Source organism: Pseudonocardia sp. 73-21, from assembly GCF_001899645.1.
GTDB lineage: Bacteria > Actinomycetota > Actinomycetes > Mycobacteriales > Pseudonocardiaceae > Pseudonocardia.
In genome coordinates this window covers 228212-245670 of the sequence record NZ_MKVV01000098.1, presented here as the reverse complement: position 1 = coordinate 245670, position 17459 = coordinate 228212, and the positions used below count along the sequence as shown (strand labels likewise).

The 17459-nt window shown below is 73.6% G+C and carries 17 protein-coding genes; 7 read left to right on the top strand and 10 right to left on the bottom strand.

Annotated features, from left to right (window positions below):
- Window positions 1–164 precede the first annotated feature (164 nt).
- On the bottom strand, window positions 165–908 hold the full coding sequence (locus tag BGP03_RS32350) for a GntR family transcriptional regulator (RefSeq protein WP_296376183.1): 744 nt from the start codon (window positions 906–908) through the stop codon (window positions 165–167).
- 63 nt (window positions 909–971) lie between these two features.
- Between BGP03_RS32350 and BGP03_RS32345 the strand changes: the two genes are divergently transcribed.
- Genes BGP03_RS32345 through BGP03_RS32325 form a run of 5 tightly spaced genes read left to right on the top strand, consistent with a single transcriptional unit; the run spans window position 972 to window position 4401 of the window.
- Window positions 972–2105 carry a TIGR03364 family FAD-dependent oxidoreductase gene (locus tag BGP03_RS32345; RefSeq protein ID WP_296376185.1) on the top strand — a complete coding sequence of 378 codons (1134 nt, stop codon included), beginning with the start codon at window positions 972–974 and terminating at the stop codon, window positions 2103–2105.
- Window positions 2098–2778, top strand: a complete 681-nt coding sequence (locus tag BGP03_RS32340) for a phosphonatase-like hydrolase (RefSeq protein WP_298796230.1) — start codon at window positions 2098–2100, stop codon at window positions 2776–2778. The genes BGP03_RS32345 and BGP03_RS32340 overlap by 8 nt, the downstream gene beginning before the upstream one ends.
- The gene (locus tag BGP03_RS32335; protein WP_298796232.1) at window positions 2775–3233 is read left to right on the top strand and encodes a pyridoxamine 5'-phosphate oxidase family protein; all 459 of its coding nucleotides are present in this window, start codon (window positions 2775–2777) and stop codon (window positions 3231–3233) included. Before BGP03_RS32340 ends, BGP03_RS32335 begins: the two co-directional genes overlap by 4 nt.
- 58 nt (window positions 3234–3291) lie before the next feature.
- Window positions 3292–3912, top strand: a complete 621-nt coding sequence (locus BGP03_RS32330; protein ID WP_298796234.1) for a class I SAM-dependent methyltransferase — start codon at window positions 3292–3294, stop codon at window positions 3910–3912.
- Between the two features lie 30 nt (window positions 3913–3942).
- On the top strand, window positions 3943–4401 hold the full coding sequence (locus tag BGP03_RS32325; protein WP_298796236.1) for a sigma-70 family RNA polymerase sigma factor: 459 nt from the start codon (window positions 3943–3945) through the stop codon (window positions 4399–4401).
- Here BGP03_RS32325 and BGP03_RS32320 read toward each other — a convergent pair.
- The 4 genes from BGP03_RS32320 to BGP03_RS32305 form a co-directional block, all read right to left on the bottom strand.
- Window positions 4386–5918 carry a serine/threonine-protein kinase gene (locus tag BGP03_RS32320; RefSeq protein ID WP_296376194.1) on the bottom strand — a complete coding sequence of 511 codons (1533 nt, stop codon included), beginning with the start codon at window positions 5916–5918 and terminating at the stop codon, window positions 4386–4388. The genes BGP03_RS32325 and BGP03_RS32320 overlap by 16 nt on opposite strands.
- A gap of 12 nt (window positions 5919–5930) precedes the next feature.
- Window positions 5931–6932: an acyl-CoA dehydrogenase family protein gene (locus tag BGP03_RS32315; protein WP_296376196.1), complete on the bottom strand. Its 1002-nt coding sequence runs from the start codon at window positions 6930–6932 to the stop codon at window positions 5931–5933.
- Entirely contained in the window at window positions 6932–8110 is a 1179-nt protein-coding gene (locus tag BGP03_RS32310; protein WP_298796238.1) for an acyl-CoA dehydrogenase family protein, read from the bottom strand. Before BGP03_RS32310 ends, BGP03_RS32315 begins: the two co-directional genes overlap by 1 nt.
- Before the next feature lie 148 nt (window positions 8111–8258).
- Window positions 8259–9704 (bottom strand): DHA2 family efflux MFS transporter permease subunit, encoded by a 1446-nt coding sequence (locus BGP03_RS32305; protein WP_298796240.1) that lies wholly within the window; start codon window positions 9702–9704, stop codon window positions 8259–8261.
- 116 nt (window positions 9705–9820) lie between these two features.
- Between BGP03_RS32305 and BGP03_RS32300 the strand changes: the two genes are divergently transcribed.
- Window positions 9821–11308 carry an NAD-dependent succinate-semialdehyde dehydrogenase gene (locus BGP03_RS32300; RefSeq protein ID WP_298796242.1) on the top strand — a complete coding sequence of 496 codons (1488 nt, stop codon included), beginning with the start codon at window positions 9821–9823 and terminating at the stop codon, window positions 11306–11308.
- Between the two features lie 34 nt (window positions 11309–11342).
- Here BGP03_RS32300 and BGP03_RS32295 read toward each other — a convergent pair whose 3' ends face one another.
- The 5 genes from BGP03_RS32295 to BGP03_RS32275 are packed head-to-tail and all read right to left on the bottom strand — an operon-like array spanning window position 11343 to window position 16249.
- On the bottom strand, window positions 11343–11642 hold the full coding sequence (locus tag BGP03_RS32295) for a hypothetical protein (RefSeq protein WP_296376203.1): 300 nt from the start codon (window positions 11640–11642) through the stop codon (window positions 11343–11345).
- Complete coding sequence (locus tag BGP03_RS32290; protein WP_298796245.1) at window positions 11639–13573, bottom strand: hypothetical protein; 1935 nt, start codon at window positions 13571–13573, stop codon at window positions 11639–11641. Before BGP03_RS32290 ends, BGP03_RS32295 begins: the two co-directional genes overlap by 4 nt.
- Complete coding sequence (locus BGP03_RS32285) at window positions 13570–14877, bottom strand: hypothetical protein (protein ID WP_298796247.1); 1308 nt, start codon at window positions 14875–14877, stop codon at window positions 13570–13572. The genes BGP03_RS32290 and BGP03_RS32285 overlap by 4 nt, the downstream gene beginning before the upstream one ends.
- A 22-nt stretch (window positions 14878–14899) precedes the next feature.
- The gene (locus BGP03_RS32280) at window positions 14900–15277 is read right to left on the bottom strand and encodes a hypothetical protein (protein WP_296376210.1); all 378 of its coding nucleotides are present in this window, start codon (window positions 15275–15277) and stop codon (window positions 14900–14902) included.
- 51 nt (window positions 15278–15328) lie between these two features.
- Entirely contained in the window at window positions 15329–16249 is a 921-nt protein-coding gene (locus BGP03_RS32275; RefSeq protein WP_298796249.1) for a glycosyltransferase family 2 protein, read from the bottom strand.
- Window positions 16250–16524: 275 nt separating this feature from the next.
- Between BGP03_RS32275 and BGP03_RS32270 the strand changes: the two genes are divergently transcribed.
- Window positions 16525–17331 (top strand): glycosyltransferase, encoded by an 807-nt coding sequence (locus BGP03_RS32270; protein ID WP_298796251.1) that lies wholly within the window; start codon window positions 16525–16527, stop codon window positions 17329–17331.
- Window positions 17332–17459: the final 128 nt, after the last annotated feature.

The window sequence follows — 17459 nt, the reverse complement described above, 5'->3', positions numbered from 1 at the left end:
AGCTCGACCTCGAAGAACACGGCGGACACACCATCACCGGTGCCGCCGCCCGGGCCTACCACCGGCTACCCGCCCCGACCGCCGCGATCGGGCACAACCACCACCCCGGCCAACCCGTCCAACGATCACTCTCGGCCCACGACCACTGGCCACCGACCTCGGAATCAATCATCCAGGTGCCGCACCATCGCCGCGTGGGCGCTGCGGGTGTTGGTGATCGTCACCGAAGCGACGTCGGGGCGGTAGCGGTCGTCGGACCACTCCAGCGGCTCCCCCGTCGAGGTCATGGCCAGCCGGCGCTCCCGCAGCAGCGGCGAGCCCTCCGCCACCCCGAGCAGCGCGGCGTCGCGGGGGTCGGCGGCCACGGCGTCGAGCGTGTGGCGTGCGGTGTGCAGGTCGGCGCCCGCCTCGGCGAGGTGGGCGTAGATCGACACCGTGTCCAGGTCGACGTCGAGCAGCGCCCGACCGACCGACGTGACGAACGAGGTGCGCTCCACCATCGCCGGTTCGCCGTCCAGCAGTCGCAGCCGGACGAGCGCCACCACGTCGTCTCCGGCGTCGAGGTTGAGGGCCGCGGCCACCGCCGGCCCGGGACGACCGACACCGATCTCCTGGGTGACCTGCCCGGGCGTGCGGCCGATCATCTCCGCCCACCGGGAGAACGACAGCAGCGTGGCGAACGGCTGGGCCGCGACGGTGTCGAGGACGACGGCACGCCGGCCCTGCCCACCCCCGATCAGCCCCTCCGCCCGCAGGGCCGCGAGCGCCTGCCGCACGGGCCCGCGGGACGCGGAGAACTCGCGGCACAGCTCCGACTCCGACGGCATCGGCCCGCCGACCGGGAGCTCACCGGCCCGGATGCGTCCTCGCAGCTCGGTGGCGATGGTCAGGTGCAACGCGGATTCCACCACCTGACCGTACAAGTCACACTTTCCACGTAGCTTGTAGATACATGTGCGAGACTGGCGGCCGTGAAGACCGATCTGGTGGTCGTCGGCGCCGGCATCGTGGGTCTCGCCCACGCCGTCGAGGCCGTGGCCCGCGGCATGTCCGTCACCGTCGTCGACCGCGACGACCGCGCCGTGGGCGCATCGGTGCGCAACTTCGGCCACGGCTGCGTCACCGCGCAGGAGGGCGAGGCGCTGTGCTTCGCCGAGCGGGCGCGCGCGACGTGGCTGCGCCTGGCCCGCGAGGCCGGCTTCTGGGCGCGCGAGAGCGGCACCGTCGTGGTCGCGCGGCACGAGGACGAGCGGGCCTGCCTCGCCGCCCTCGCCGGACGACGCGGTTCCGACGACGTCGTGCTGCTCGACGCGGCCACGGTGCGCGAGCGCGTTCCCGTTGCCCTGGACGGCCTGGTCGGCGGCGCGTTCCTGCCCCGCGACATCCGCGTCGAGCCCCGTGCGGCGGTTCCGGCGATCGCGGCCTGGCTGGAGCGGCAGCCGGGTGTCCGCGTGCTGTGGTCCACGCCCGTCACCGGCGTCGGGACCGGCGTCGTGCACACCGGCCGCGGCGACGTCGAGGGCGACGCGGTCGTCGTCTGCACGGGTCACGACGTCGACCGGTTGCTGCCCGCCGTCGCCGACGACGCCGGGCTGCGCCGCTGCGAGCTGCAGATGCTGCAGGTGCGCGTTCCCGGCGGGATCGCGCTGGACCCGGCCCTGCTCACCGGCTCGTCGATGCTGCGCTACCCGGCCTTCAGTGGCACCGACGCCGCGGCGGCGATCCGTCGCCGCTGGGCCGACGAGCGGCCGGAGATGCTCGCGGCCGTCGTCAACCACATGATCACCCAGCGCCCCGACGGCGACCTCGTCGTCGGCGACACCCACACCTACGCCCGCACCCCGCACCCGTTCGACCCGCTCGGGTCGGAACGCCTCGACGACCTGCTGCTCACCGAGACCCGCATTCTGCTCGGCCGCGACGACCTCGAGGTCGTGCACCGCTGGCGGGGTGTGTACGCGAGCGCCGGCACCGACTTCCTGCGCGTCGCGATCGCCCCCGGCGTCGCGGCGGTGTCGGTGACGTCGGGCATCGGCATGACCACCGCGTTCGGGTTGGCCCCGGACGTCCTCGACTCACTTCCCCTGGGAGCAACCCGTGTTTGAGCTCGCCGCCCTCGACATCGCCGGCACCACCGTGGAGGAGGGGGGCGCGGTCTACCGCGTGCTCGCCGACGTGGTGCGCGACCACGGCGCCCCCGCCGCCGACGCGGACGTCCGCGTCTGGATGGGGGCCGACAAGCGGGAGGCCATCACGGCACTGCTCGCGCTGTCGGGCACCACGCCCGGCCGCGACACCGTGGAGGCCGTCCACACCGAGTTCGTGAGGCGCCTGACCGCCGCGTACGCCGCGACCCCGCCCACCCCCCTGCCCGGCGTGCCCGAGGCCCTCGCCGCGTTGCGGGCGTCCGGGGTGAAGATCGTCCTGACCACGGGCTTCGACCGGCAGATCACCGACCCGTTGCTCGCCGCCCTGGGCTGGGACTCGAGGGTGCTCGACGGCACCGTCTGCGCGCCCGAGGTGGCCGCGGGCCGGCCCGCCCCGTTCATGATCCAGCGCGCCATGGAGCTCACCGGCGTCACGGACCCCGCGCAGGTGCTCGTGGCCGGCGACACCGTGCTCGACGTCCGCGCCGGCCACGCGGCCCACGCCGACGTCGTCGTCGGGGTGCTGACCGGGGGCCAGACCGAGGCGGAGCTGGCCGCGGAGCACCCCACCCACGTCCTCGCCGGTGTGCACCTGCTGCCCGCTCTACTGGGCAGTAGCCTCCGGGTGTGACCAAGGAGCAGCGCCGCGGACGCGCCATCGCCATGACCCCCGACGAGATCGACGCCTTCCTCGACGAGGAGCGCACCTGCCGCGTCGCGACGATGGGCACCACCGGCCCGCACGCCACCCCGCTCTGGTACGCCTGGCTCGACGGGGCGCTGTGGCTGACCTCGCTCTCGCGCAGCCAGCGCTGGGCCGACCTGCAGAAGGACCCGCGCATCGCCGTCGTCGTCGACGCCGGCGTGGCCTACGACGAGCTGCGCGGCGTGGAGCTGCGGGGGAAGGTCGAGGTGGTGGGCGACGTGCCGCGCACCGACACGCCGGTGCCCGAGCTGGAAGCCCCCGAGCAGGCCTTCGCCGACCGCTACACCGGCGGCGTCGTCGTCCGGGACGGTCGGCACGCCTGGCTGCGGCTGACCCCCGAGAAGACCACGAGCTGGGACTTCCGGAAGCTGGGCCGCTGATTCGCGGCAACGGCAAGAATCCTTGCCGGACCGCCGACGACGGGCCACGCTGACGCCCATGACGCACCCCGTGTTCGACAAGGCCTTCTGGGACGCCCGCTACGCCGAGGCCGACGCCGTCTGGAGCGGCAACCCGAACCCCGTGCTCGTCGCCGAGGCCGCCGACCTGCCGCCGGGCAGCGCGCTGGACATCGGCAGCGGTGAGGGTGCCGACGCCATCTGGCTCGCCGCCCGCGGCTGGACGGTCACCGGCCTGGACGTCTCCGACGTCGCCCTGCAGCGCGCGGCCGCCCACGCCGGGGCCGCGGGGGTGCGGATCACCTGGCGGCAGGCGGACCTGACCCTCGACGCGCCCGTGGGCACCGGGTTCGACCTCGTCACCGCCCAGTTCATGCACCTGCCGAGCGAGCAGCGCCGCGCCCTGCACCGGCGGCTCGCCGCGGCCGTCGCCCCCGGCGGCACGCTGCTCGTGGTCGGCCACCACCCGTCCGATCTCGGGACGATCCCCCGCCCGCCGCTGCCCGACCTGTTCTTCACCGCGTCCGACGTGGCCGCGGAGCTGAACCCCGACCAGTGGGAGGTCCTGTGCGAGGAGGCCCGCCCCCGCCCGGTGGTGCATCCGGACAGCGGCCTCACCGTGACGATCCACGACACGGTGCTCCGGGCCCGTCGCCGGTAGCTGGCGTGCGCTGCGTCACGGGGCTGGTCGGTGCGGGTGCCGCGGCGGCTCAAGGACCTGCAGCTGGCGGTCCGTCAGGCCGTGGTTGAGCTGTCGGCCACCCTCGGACGCGCGCCCCGGCCGAGCGAGATCGCCGCCCACCTGCGGGTCCCGGTCGGGGACGTCGTGGAGGCGGTCGCCGTCGCGGAGGCCCACACGTCCGACTCGCTCGACGAGCTCATCGGCTCGTCCGCCCTGCTGCGCGGCGGCGTCCTGGGCCGCGTCGACGCCACGCTCGCCGGCGTCGAGTACCGCGACGCGCTGCGGCGGGCGCTGGCCCGGCTCCCCGCGCGCGAGCGCGAGATCGTGGTGCTGCGGTTCTTCGGCGACCTCACCCAGACCGGGATCGCCCAGCAGACCGGGATCTCGCAGATGCACGTCTCGCGCACGCTGCGCCGGGCCCTACCGGTGCTGCGCCACCACCTCGAGGGCGGTCAGAACAGGTCGTAGGAGGCCCGGGCCACCCGGAACCCGTGCCCCGTGGACTCGTTCGCGCACCGCATCCCCGTCTCGCGGCTGATGCACACCACGCCCGCGAACCGGACGCCCTGCCCGTACGCGAGGACCGTCAGCGACGGATCGGCCACGGTGTCCCCCGCGCACGTCAGCTCGCCGGAGCCGGTGCCGGCCAGGCGTGCACCGTTGCCGTAGTCGCCGATGCAGTCGGCCGGCTTCGGGGGCGTCTTCCAGGAGTTCTGGGCGACGTCGCAGCGCACCTCGTCGGCGCTCATCATGCAGGCGATGTTGCGGCTGGGCGTGGCGAAGCGCGCCCCGTCGGTGCCGAAGCGGCCGTCGGACCGGGCGTCGACGATGGCGGCGCCCGCGACCGGATCGCCCGACGGCGCCGGGGTGGGGCCGGCCGTGGCCGAGGGTACCGGGGGCTGGGCCACCGTGGTGTCCCGGTTGCGGGTGAGCAGGAAGGCCCCCAACCCGATCCCCGCGAGCAGCAGTACCGCGACGGCCACGGCCACCGGCACCAGCCAGGGGCGTCGGGCGGGCGGTGGGGGCGGGGGCGCCGCGTCGTAGGCCGGGTACATGCCGGCCGGGGGCATCCCTGCGGGCCATCCGGCGCCGGTCGGCACGGCGTCCAGCGGGACGGGTGCGGGGGGCGCCGGCACGACGGCCGGTACGTCCACCAGCGTCGACGACGGGGACGGCGCCGCCGCACCGGCGGCCCGCAGCAGCCCCCGCACCTGCGACGCCGTCGGACGCCCGGCCGGATCCTTCGTCAGGCACGCGTGGACGACCTCGCGGACCCGCCCGGTGAGCGGGCCGAGGTCCGGCTCGGAGTAGGTGATCCGGTAGAGCGCCGCGGCGGCCGAGTCGGCGGCGAACGGCGAGCGGCCCGTGGCGGCGAACACCAGCAGCGACCCGAAGGAGAACATGTCGCTGGCGGGGCCGATGTCGCGCTCGCCCCCGGCCTGCTCCGGTGACATGTACTCGGGCGTGCCCATCACGTGGCCGGTCTGGGTGAGCGAGGTGGTGTCGGCGGCCCGGGAGATCCCGAAGTCGATCAGCCGCGGCCCGTCGTCGGCGAGCAGCACGTTGGACGGCTTGAGGTCGCGGTGCACCAGCCCCGCGGCGTGCAGGGCGGCGAGGCCGTCGGCCATCCGCTCGGCGAGCGCGGCGAGGCCCTGCTCCCCGAGCGGGCCCTGGGTGGTGACGTAGGACTGCAGCGACGGCCCGTCGACGAACGCCGTGGCCAGCCACGGGCGCTCGGCGTCGGGATCGGCGTCGAGCACCGGTGCGGTGAACCACGCCGGGGCGGACGCCGCCATCTGCACCTCGCGGCGGAACCGCTCCCGGAACCCGGGATCGGCCGCCAGCTCCCGGTGCACGAGCTTCAGCGCGACGCGCTGCCCGGCGTCGTCGACGCCGAGCAGCACCCGGCCCATCCCCCCGGCGCCGAGCGGGGACTGCACGCGGTAGCGACCGAGAGTGGTGGGTTCATCCGATGCGGGGTCCATCGATGGAGCAGCTTAGGGGGCGCCCGTGATCAGGGGCCACAGTCCGTCCGCTCCCGCCTCCAGGGCCATCGTGCCGACCACGTCGTTCCACTCGGCCTCGGAGCCGTCCTCGTCGCGCCAGGCCCACAGCCGGGTGGTGACCAGCCGCAGGTCGTACTCGCGGGTGAACCCGATGGCGCCGTGCACCTGGTGGGCGATGCGGGCCACCTCACCGGCCGCCTGCGACGCCCGGGCCTTGGCCGACGCGATGGCGAACCGGGCGCCGAGGACCCCGTCGGCGTCGGCGGCGCGCGCCGCGGCGTCGGCGGCCGCCCCGGCCGCCGCCACCTCCGAGGCGGCGAGCGCGAGCTGCTGCTGGATCGCCTGTAGCTTCCCGATCGGGCGGCCGAACTGCACCCGCTCCCCCGCGTACTGCACCGACGACGCGAGCGCGCCCCGGGCGGCCCCGGCGATCAGGCAGGCGCGCCCGAGGGCTCCGCGCAGGCGCAGCTCGGTGCCTGCGTGGTCGCCGACGGACGCCGCCGTGACGGGTCCGTCGACGGTGACGGTGTCGCGCGGCTCCTCCGCGACGTTGCTGCCGTCGGTGACGGTGAGACCGGCGGGATCGAACAGCAGCACGCTGTCGCCGGCGAGCATCACCACGCTCGACGAGCGGGCCCACGGCACGCGGCGCAGGGTGCCCGAGGCGCGCTCGTGGGTGCGGGCGATGTCCAGGTCGCCGGTGGCGATCGTGAGCGGGCCGTCCGGGACCGGGATGCCGGCGCTGGTCAGCAGCCAGCCGGCCTGCAGGTCGGTCTCCACCAGCGGCACCCGCGCGGCGTGGGCGCCGGCCGCGGCCAACACGATCGCGGCGTCGGCGAAGGAGGCCTCGCTGCCGCCGGAGTCGCCGGGCAGGGTGAGCCGGGCCAGCCCGGTCTCCTCGAGGGTCGCCCAGAGCTTGGCGTCGAAGCCGGTGTCCGATGAAGCAGCATCGGCGAAGACCGAGTCCGCGAGCTCGGTGAGTTCGGTGTTCATCAGCGCAGCCCCAGTCCCCGCGCGACGATGCCGCGCAGCACCTCGTTGGTCCCGCCGCGCAGGGTGAACCCCGGGGCGTGCTGGATCGCGTCGGCGAGCAGCCGGGCGAACCCGTCCGGCGCGCCGGGATCCGGTGGGATGGCCACGAGCAGCCGCGCGGCGTCCACCACCTCGTTCTCGTAGCGCGTGCCCAGGTCCTTGACGACCGCCGCGGCGAGCTCGGGCGCCTCGCCCGACTCCAGCGCCCCGGCGATGGCCAGCGACATCCGGCGCAGCGCCCACAGCCGGCTCACCAGCGCGCCGATCTCCCGGCGGGTACCGGCGTCGACGGGACCGGCCGTCAGCTCCCCGATCAGCGCCGCCAGCAGCGGGTAGGTGGACAGGAACCGCTCCGGCCCGCTGCGCTCGAACGCCAGCTCGCTGGTGACCTGGTGCCAGCCCGAGCCGATCTCGCCCAGCACCATGTCGTCGGGGATGAAGACGTGGTCGAACACGACCTCGTTGAAGTGGTGGGCGCCGGTGATGATCGGGATCGGCCGGATCTGCACGCCGGGCGCGTGCAGGTCGACGATGAACTGGCTCAGCCCCGCGTGCCGGTGGGTGTCGTCCTTCGGCGCGGAGCGGGCCAGGGCGAAGAACGCGTGGGCCTGGTGGGCGCCCGACGTCCAGACCTTGGTACCGGTGAGCTCCCAGCCCCCGTCGACCTTCTCGGCCTTCGTGCGGACGCTGGCGAGATCGGACCCCGAGTCGGGCTCGCTCATGCCGATGCCGAAGTACACCTCACCGGCGGCGATGCCCGGCAGGAACTTCCGCCGCTGCGCCTCGGTGCCGAAACGCATGAGGGTGGGGCCGATCTGGCGGTCGGCCACCCAGTGCGCGGCCACCGGCGCCCCGGCGGCGAGCAGCTCCTCGGTGACGACGTAGCGGTCCAGCGGCGTGGCACCCCCGCCCCCGTACTCGGTGGGGATGGTCATCCCCAACCAGCCCCGCTTGCCCAGCTCCCTGGTGAACCGCTCGTCCCAGCCCGAGAGCCAGACGTCGGCCCGGGGCGACCAGGCGCCCGCCGCCCGCTCGGCGGCGAGGAACGCCCGCACCTCGGCGCGCAGCTCCGCCGCGCGCGGCGGCAGGTCGACGGGCGGTGGGACGAGGGCAGGCAACCGCGAGAGAGTGGAGGTCACCCCGACATCCTGCGCCACACCGCCGCGGGTGGCACGCCACCCCGCCCAACGTCACCCCCCACGCGTCCCACCCCACCTCGCAGCCCGCGGAGCTCGTCGCAGGACGCCGGCGCGCTGCGAGGTGACACGACGGGCTGCGAGGTCGGGGTCAGTGGACGGGGACGGCGTCCGCCGCGGCCTGCTCCTGAGCCGGGGTGCGGATCAGGAACGCGCCGGCGACGGCGACGACCGACAGGCAGGCCGCGACGAGGAACGCGGCGTGGATGCCGCCCGCGGTCTGCTCGACCTCGCTCGCCCCGCCGGCCGCCAGCGCCGCCTCGCGGACGCTCAGCACCGACACCAGCAAGGCCACACCGGCCGCGCCGGCGAGCTGCTGCGTGGTGCTGAAGATGGCGCTGCCGTAGGAGTACAGGCGCGGCTCCACCGCCCCGAGACCGGCGGTGAACAGCGGCGTGAACGCGAACGCCAGGCCTGCGCTGAGCATCAGGTGGAACACCAGCACCAGCCACATCGACGACGTGGCGGTGAACAGCGTGGCGAACCACAGCGCCGCGCTGGTGACCACCGCGCCGGGCACGAGCAGCATCCGCGCGCCGACCTTGTCGTAGAGCCGGCCCACGATCGGACCCAGCAGGCCCATCAGCAGGCCGCCCGGCAGCAGGAGCAGGCCGGTGCCCAGGGGGTCGAGGCCCAGGACCGTCTGCATGTAGATCGGCAGCAGCACGATGGTGCCCAGCAGCGCGGCCATCATCAGCATCATCAGGATCGACGCGGTGGTGAAGGTGCGGGCCCGGAACGTGCGCAGGTCGAGCAGGGCGCCGTCGGTGCGCTGCAGCTGCAGCTGGCGCAGCACGAACGCCACCAGGCCGAGGCCGCCGGCCACGAACGGCACCCACAGCGGCACGACCTCACCGGACGCGGCCTGCCCGATGCTGCTCAGCCCGTAGACGAGGCCGCCGAAGCCGACCACCGACAGCAGCACCGAGACGACGTCGATGCGGGTGTCGGTGGGCTCACCGATGTCGACGATGCGGCGCAGCCCCAGCACCAGGGTGACCACCGCGATCGGCAGCACCAGCCAGAACATGAAGCGCCAGCCCAGCACGCTGAGCACCAGGCCGGACACGGTGGGCCCGATCGCGGGCGCCACGGCGATGACGATGGAGATGTTGCCCATGATCGCGCCGCGCCGGGCGGGCGGCACCAGCGTCATCACGGTGGTCATCAGCAGCGGCAGCATGATCGACGTGCCGCCGGCCTGCACCACGCGGGCCACCATCAGCACCCCGAAGCCCGGGGCCAGCGCGGCGACCAGCGTGCCGGTGCTGAACAGGCCCATGGCCGCGCCGTAGAGCACGCGCGTGGAGACCCGGCGGATCAGGAAGCCCGTGATCGGGATGACCACCGACATCGTCAGCAGGAAGCCGCCGGTGAGCCACTGGCCGACGCTCGCGGTGATGTCGAGGTCGGTGAGCAGGACCGGAAGCGCCACGCTCATGATCGTCTCGTTGAGGATCACGACGAACGTGGAGACGAGGAGCACCGCGATGACGGTGCGGTCCCGCGCGCTCAGGGAGATCGTACTTTCGGTCACGTGACGTCCTCTGTGTCGCGGGCGGTACTTCCGAGGTTATGGGATAGGACCGACAGAACGCCGTCGGTTAATCGGTCGGCACTGCCACGGCCCTCCCCGGGTGGCACCATCGCGGCATGACGACTACCGGAGAACACGTTCCCGGCGACGAGGCCCGAGTGATCGACGCCGTTCCCACCGGCCTGTTCATCGGAGGCACCTGGCGCCCGGCCTCGGGCGGCCGGACGCTGACCGTCGACGATCCCGCCACCGGCAAGGCGCTGTGCGAGGTGGCCGACGCCTCCCCCGCCGACGGCATGGAGGCCCTCGCCGCCGCCACGGCCGCACAGGCGTCGTTCGCCGCGATGCCGCCGCGGGAGCGCGGCGAGATCCTGCTCCGCGCCTACGAGATCATGATGGAGCGCATCGACGACCTCGCCCTGGTCATGACGCTGGAGATGGGCAAGCCGCTCGCCGAGTCGAAGGGCGAGATCACCTACGCCGCCGAGTTCTTCCGCTGGTTCGCCGAGGAGGCCGTGCGCATCGACGGCGGTTACGCCGTGGCGCCGGCGGGCACCAGCCGCTTCCTCGTGCAGAAGCAGCCCGTCGGGGTCTGCCTGCTGATCACGCCGTGGAACTTCCCGATGGCCATGGGCACCCGCAAGATCGGCCCGGCCGTCGCCGCCGGCTGCGCGATGGTGCTCAAGCCGTCGGAGCTCACCCCGCTGTCCATGCACTCCCTCGCGGCGATCCTGGCCGAGGCCGGGCTGCCCGACGGCGTGCTCAACCTCGTCACCACCTCCGAGGCCGGCGCCGTCATGGAGCCGCTGATCCGCGACGGCCGCGCCCGCAAGCTGTCGTTCACCGGCTCCACGCCGGTCGGGAAGAAGCTGCTCGAGCAGTGCGCCGAGAAGGTGCTGCGCACCTCGATGGAGCTGGGCGGCAACGCGCCGTTCCTCGTGTTCGACGACGCCGACCTCGACAAGGCGGTCGAGGGCGCGATGCAGGCCAAGATGCGCAACATGGGCGAGGCCTGCACCGCCGCCAACCGCTTCCTCGTGCACCGCTCGGTCGCCGACGTCTTCGCGGAGAAGCTCGCCGCCCGGATGGGCGCGCTCACCGTCGGGCGCGGCACCGAGGAGGGCGTCCAGGTCGGCCCGCTCGTGAACGCCAAGGGCCGCGAGAAGGTCACCGCCCTCGTCGACGACGCACTCGAGAAGGGCGCCACCGTCGTGGTCGGCGGCGACCCGGTGGACGGACCGGGCTGGTTCTACCGGCCCACGGTGCTCACCGGGGTGCCGCTGGAGGCGCGGCTGTCGCGCGAGGAGATCTTCGGCCCGGTCGCGGCCATCACCGTCTTCGACACCGACGACGACGCCGTCGCCGCGGCCAACGACACCGAGTTCGGCCTGGTCAGCTACCTGTTCACGGAGAACATCACGCGGGCGCTGCGGGTCTCGGAGCAGCTGGAGTCCGGCATGGTCGGGCTCAACACCGGGCTCGTGTCCAACCCGGCGGCCCCGTTCGGCGGCGTCAAGGAGTCGGGGCTGGGCCGTGAGGGCGGCACCGTCGGGATCGAGGAGTTCCTGGAGACCAAGTACGTGGCCATCGGCTTCGGGGGCTGACCTCCGGGGTCGACCGGAACCTGTCCCCGGCGGCTCAGCCGCCCGTCGTCGGGGACGGTGCCGCCGGCGCGGCGGGCGCCGGGCCGTAGAAGGCCTTGGACGGGTCGGTGCCGTTGACGATCGAGGTGACCATCAGGACCCCGCCCTGCATGCCGAGCAGCGCGATCAGGCCCACCAGCACCACGGCGCTCGCCCCGGTCAACGTCTTGACCTGCCGGGATGTCCGGCCCAGCCGGGTCCGGCCGGTCTCCACCACCCAGGCCCGCGCCGCCATCAGCGCCAGGAACAGGGCGGCGGAGGCCCACACCCACACGTCGTCAGCCGGATTGATCACGCCGGGAGGTCCGTCCGCTTCACGGCCCAGTCGAAGCCGTCCTGGTAGGTGATGACGTACTTGCCCGACGCCACGAGCTGCTGCAGGATCGCCAGCGACCAGCCGGGGGTCTTGCCGTAGAGGTAGACGCCCTGCTTCTCGATCGAGGTGTACGAGACGATCGCCGCGGGCCGGTTGTCGTTCTGCGTGCACGGGATCGGGTCGTCGGCCAGCTCGACACAGGCGCCGAACAGCACGCCGCTGCCGTGCTGGTTGAGCCCCACCACGCCGGTGGGCCCGAGCCCGCTCAGGGCCACGATCTGCGCGCTGGGGGCGTTCTTGTCGGCCAGGGTGGGCGTCTGCGCGGACACCTGCCGGTACAGGGCCACCTCCTCCGGGTAGACGACCTGGTAGGAGTCGTTGCCACCCCGGATGAGCACGACGGAGCCGAACAGCACCACCATCCCGAGCGCCAGGAACACCTCGGTGACGCGCCCGCGGTTGCGGACCAGGGCCCGCAGGGCGTCGGTGGCGAGGATGGACAGGATCGGCAGGCCGTAGAGCACGATGCGCAGGATCAGCTCGCCGCCGTAGCTCTGGACGGCCGCGAAGAACATCGGCACCACGGCGAGGCCGATCGGCACCAGGTCGCGCCGGCGCCTCCAGTAGGTCCACGCGCCCGCGATGGCCAGCAGCCAGGTGAGGCCGGGCATCAGGACCCTCAGGTACTTGACGACGACCTGCCCGGTGTCCCCGGTCAGGCGGTCGGCCACCCCCGCCTGGATCGCGCCCTGGTCGCCCGAGCCGATGATCAGGCCCAGCTGGTTGATCCAGAACTCACGCCCGGCGATGAGGATGAACACCACGATCGCCATGACGCCGACGAGGATGATCCCGCGCCCCCGGAACCGGCCGACCACGGCGAGCAGAACGAGCTGGCCGACGATCGCGAACGGGGTGATCTGGTGCTCCGGAGCCGCCGCGAGCAGGCACAGAGACGCGCAGAAGTAGATGAGCAACAGCTGCCGCGGGGGCAGTGTGGGTTTGTTCGGTGGCGTCAGCAACGACACCATCCACCGCCGCACCACCGACAACCGTGGCGCGTCCTCGTGGGGACGCGGCCAGCCCGGCACCCCGGCCGGGTCGGTGCGGCGGGTGGCGAGCGGGCCGAGCGCGAACGTCAGCACCGTGACCATCAGCACGATGCCCGTGGCCTGCGGCGAGAAGTAGTCCTGCTCGATCCAGTTCAGGCCCACGAACAGCCACGCCGCCACCCAGGGCGCCCGGCTGCCGCCGAGCATGGAGCGGGCGAGCGCGTAGATGCCGATCGTCCACACCGTGACGACGGCGGGCGGGAACCAGCGCAGCACCGTGTCGAGCTGGGTGGCACCGCCCGCGTCGCGGAAGAACGCCCACTGGGCGAAGAACGCCGGCCAGTAGAAGCGCGCGTCGATGCCCTGCGGGGACGCGCCGGTCTGCGCGATGGAGTCGGTGAACCCGGCGAGCAGCCACGCCGTGGAGAACCGCGCCACCGGCTCCACCACCGACGGCATCCCCGTGGAGCACAGGATCAGCACGCCGGTGGCGGCGCCGAGCATCGGGATCCGCGGCCGCGGCGACCACAGCTCGGCCACGCACGCCGCCACGGCGCACAGCAGGGCGCCCCACGCGGCGGGGCCGAGGACCTTGGCCAGGCCCCAGCCGTCGAGCTTGTCGAGGTCGGTGGTGGCCGCCGCCACCGGCAGCAGGGCCACGGCCAGCAGCGCGAGCGCCGGCGAGAGCCAGCGGAAGACACCGACCGGGATCGGTCGCGCGGCCGGGGTGGACGGCACCGGCGGCGTGGGCCGCGGTCGCTGCACGGGCAGTGCGGTGGTGGGCGGGTCGACCGGATCGTCCTCGAAGCCACTCCCGCCCGGGCCTCTCCCGTCACCACGGGTGTGCGTCGATGTCACGGTGCGGGCACCTCCGCGTCGGCCCGGCGACGAACGACCGGGAGAAGTAGTACGGCGGCCACGCAGGCCACCTGAACGATGACATAGCCGATCGCCACGGGCAGCAGCGCGGCCACGCCACCACCGGCGACGGGCACCACCGCGGCGTCGACGAGCACCAGCAGCGTGCTCACGAGCTGCAGGCGGGCGTAGCCGAAGGCCCTGCCGACGGCCTGGCGCACGCCGAGCTCGTGCACCACCACCAACCGGAACGCGAGCCCCAGCAGCAGCAGGCGCAGCACGTCGTCGGCCTGCGCGTAGGCGTCGCCGAAGATCTCGAGCACCGGGTGGGCCACCAGCGCCCCGACGGCGAGTGCGGGCAGGAAGATCAGCAGCAGGCGACGCCGCGCCACGGCGGCCAGCTCGGCGGTGCGGTGCGGCTCCCGCGCCACCCCGACGGCCAGCGGGGCCATGAAGTAGGTGGCGGCGAGATCGACGACCATCACGGCCTGCCACGCGATGAAGAACACCGCGCCCGTCTCGGGGCCGAAGCGCAGGTTGACCAGCACCGGCACCTGGTTGAACAGCAGGGCGGCGCCGAGGTGACCGGCGGCGGTGGGCCCGAGGAACCCGACGAGCTCGGCGCGGCGCGGCAGCTCCCCCGGCCCCTGCGCCCGCCGGGTCAGCCACGCGATCGCGAGCGACCCGACGGCCACCCACACGACGATCGGCCCGATCCACGACAGCACGACGCCGAACGCGCCCAGCCCGGCGATCCCACCGAGGACCACCAGCAGTGTGATGCGCGCCACGGCGAACAGCCCGTTGCGCCAGACGGCCCACCACGGACGGCCCAGCGCCACCAGCGCGGCGTCGTGCACGGCGAAGACGCCCCACCCGGCGCAGGCCAGGGCGAACACGAGGACGCCGAGCAGGAAGGGCGCCCCGGGCCCGGCCGTAACGGTGGCCAGCCGTGGCGCGAACCCGACGTAGAGCAACCCGAGCAACGCGGAGAGCGGCATGATCAGCAGCAGGCTGCGCCACACCAGGCGCCCCGTGCGGCTGCCCGCGCCCGGGATCCACCGCATCAGCCCGACGTCGAGGTTCAGCTGCGCCGCGCCGCCCACGAGGATGAACGCCGACACCACCAGCTGCGCGTCGCCGACCTGCTCGGTGGTCATGATGCGCGCCGCGATCAGCCAGCTCAGGAAGCCGGCCAGCGAGCCGAGCACCGAGCTGAGCGCGAGCGCCAGCCCGTCGCTCAGGCCGCGGGGGGCCTCGACGGCGTCGGTCTTCTCCGCGACGGCGGCATGGCGAGGTGTCACGAGCCGGTCACTGCGCGGTCATTCACTGGGCCACGACCGCGTGTCGCAGCAGGAACGGGATGCTCACGATCGTCATCAGGTACAGCGCCGTGGAGGGCTCCCAGATCGCGGCACTGATCATGATCTGGGCGACCAGAAGGGTGGCCGCCACGCCGACCCCGACCGTCAGCAGCCAGACGTGCGCGGCGGGTGCGCGGCGCAGAAAACCCGCCGCCGCCCAGCCCGGACCCAGGATCAGGAACGCGAGCGTGGTGTAGAAGCGCAGGTCGCCGACGAAGCCGCCGGTGACCCCCAGCAGGCTGAACGCGCAGGCGAGCACCCCGGCCACCACGAGCAGCAGCGCCACCACCCGGCGCGCGACCCGCGCGCGGGTCAGCACCGCCGTGGAGGTCACGCTCACCGTCGTCCTCCGTTCATCGTCGCCCGTCGGTGGGAAGTGTAGAGGCCCCGGTCAGGAGGCCTCCTCCTCCAGGGCGAGCCGGATGTGGGTGCCCTCGCGGCGGGTGGCAGCGGCCGGCCGGGCCGCGCGCTTGACCACCGGCTCCGGCTGCGCCGGGGCCACGGCGGGAATGCCACCGGGCGGGGTGAGAGCGCGGGACTCCACCTCGACCTGCACGCGCTCGGCCCGGCGCCGCACGGCGCGGCGACGCTCGGCCGCCAGCGTGCGCAGCACCCGGGTGCCGTCGGCGAAGGTGCGCAGGTTGGTCTGGCCGAAGATCCGCTCGCGCTCCATGGAGGGCACCTCGGTGATCTTCATGCCGGCCGCCGCCACACGGCAGTTGAGCACCGTCTCGATCTCGAAGCCGTCGCCCCACAGCATCTCGCCGTTGGCCGGTGCGGGCAGGTCGACGGCCGGGAGCTCGAGCTCCGGCAGGACGTCGGCCCAGAACGCGTTGTAGCCGTAGCAGAGGTCGGTGTACGACGTGCCGAACAGCGCGTTGGCCACGCCGTTGAGGCCGGCGTTGCCGCTCTTGCGCAGCAGCGTGATGTCGTCGCTGCCGCCGCCGCGGACGAACCGGCTGCCCTTCGCGAAGTCGGCCCCGGCCACCAGGGCCCGGACGAACGCCGGGATCTCGGCCGGGTCGGCCGACCCGTCGGCGTCGAACATCACGATCACGTCACCGGTGGCCGCCCCGAAACCGCAGGCCATCGCGTTGCCCTTGCCCTTGCGGGTCTGGGTGATGACCTTGACCCACGGCAGGACCCGCTGTGCGGTCTCGATCGTGCCGTCGACGGAGTTGCCGTCGACGACGATGATCTCGTGCACCGCCGGACGCACCGCAGCGATCGCCGGAAGCACGACCTCCAGGTTGCGCGCCTCGTTGCGGGTCGGCACCACTACGGACACCCGTGGGTTGCCGCTGCGCTGCATCGCCGTTCTCCCCCCTGCCGCACCTGCGGTCTGCTCGCGTGGCTGTCCGTGGTCGTCAGCCCGCTCGACGCCCGGGACACTCCTCATCACAAGGCTTATCTCCGAGGCACCCCGTCGCGTTACGTAACAATTTTGCGACCGGTTGACTCCGTTTGGAGTAGTTCAGTTGGTACATACGGTCGCAGCAGCTCTGCATCAACCGATGTGCACTCTACGGATCCCGGCCCGGAGGCGACGACGCGGTCCCCGTCCCGGGGGGCGGTACCGTCTGCTCCGTGCTTCCTCTCGCGAGCGTCTCGGTCTGCATTCCCGCCCACCGGGCCGAGGAGACCATCGCCGAGACCCTCGGCAGCGTGCTGGAGCAGACCTACCGCGACTTCGAGGTCATCGTGCTCGACAACGCGAGCGGGGACCGCACGGGGATGGTGGCCCGGGCGGCCAGCGACCCCCGGATCCGCGTGGAGCGCACTCCGGGCCCCGTACCCGAGCCCGAGCACTGGAACCGCGTGGTGCAGCTCACCCGCGCCCCACTGGTGAAGCTGATGCGCCCTGACGACCTGCTGCACCCCCGCTGCCTGGAACTGCAGGTGGCCGCGATGGACGCCGACCCGGGCCTCGCGGTCGTCGCCTCGCGCCGGCACGTGATCGACGGGGAGAGCCGGGTGCTCGTGCCGCGGCGCGGGTTGTCCGGGCTCACCGGGATGCGCACCGGCGTCGAGGTGGCCCGGCGGGTGGTGCGCCACGGCGGCAACCCGATCGGCGATCCCGCCGACGTGCTGTTCCGCCGGGAGGACTTCTTCGCCGCGGGCGGCTGGCGCGCCGACCGGCAGCACATCCTGGACCTCGACCTCTGGATGCGGCTGCTGCAGTACGGCGAGTTCCTCGGGCTTCCGGAGCCGCTGGCCGCCGTGCGCGCCACCCCGGTCACGGACCCCGACGAGGCCGCGCGGCAGCGACAGCTCCTCGACGGGGAGCTGGCCGACTCGCAGGTCCTCCAGGTCCGGGGCATCGACCGGACGGTCAGCCGGTTGCTGGCGCCGGCCGGTGCGGTCCGCCGGAAGGTGCTGTCCGCCCTCACCTGACCGGGAGGACAGTTCGCCCACCCACCCCCTACCGCACAATCTTTGCGAATGCCCCATACCGGCGTCTAGCCTGGGCCCGGTCCCCGACCGGGTGACCTTCGGCGCAGGTGAGGGGGGCCGTGGTGGTC

Excerpts from the sequence above, each read along its gene's own strand:
- BGP03_RS32330 (WP_298796234.1), top strand. The coding sequence starts at position 3,292 with ATGACGCACCCCGTGTTCGACAAGGCCTTCTGGGACGCCCGCTACGCC.
- BGP03_RS32320 (WP_296376194.1), bottom strand. The coding sequence starts at position 5,918 with ATGGACCCCGCATCGGATGAACCCACCACTCTCGGTCGCTACCGCGTG.
- BGP03_RS32315 (WP_296376196.1), bottom strand. The coding sequence starts at position 6,932 with ATGAACACCGAACTCACCGAGCTCGCGGACTCGGTCTTCGCCGATGCT.
- BGP03_RS32300 (WP_298796242.1), top strand. The coding sequence starts at position 9,821 with ATGACGACTACCGGAGAACACGTTCCCGGCGACGAGGCCCGAGTGATC.
- BGP03_RS32275 (WP_298796249.1), bottom strand. The coding sequence starts at position 16,249 with ATGCAGCGCAGCGGCAACCCACGGGTGTCCGTAGTGGTGCCGACCCGC.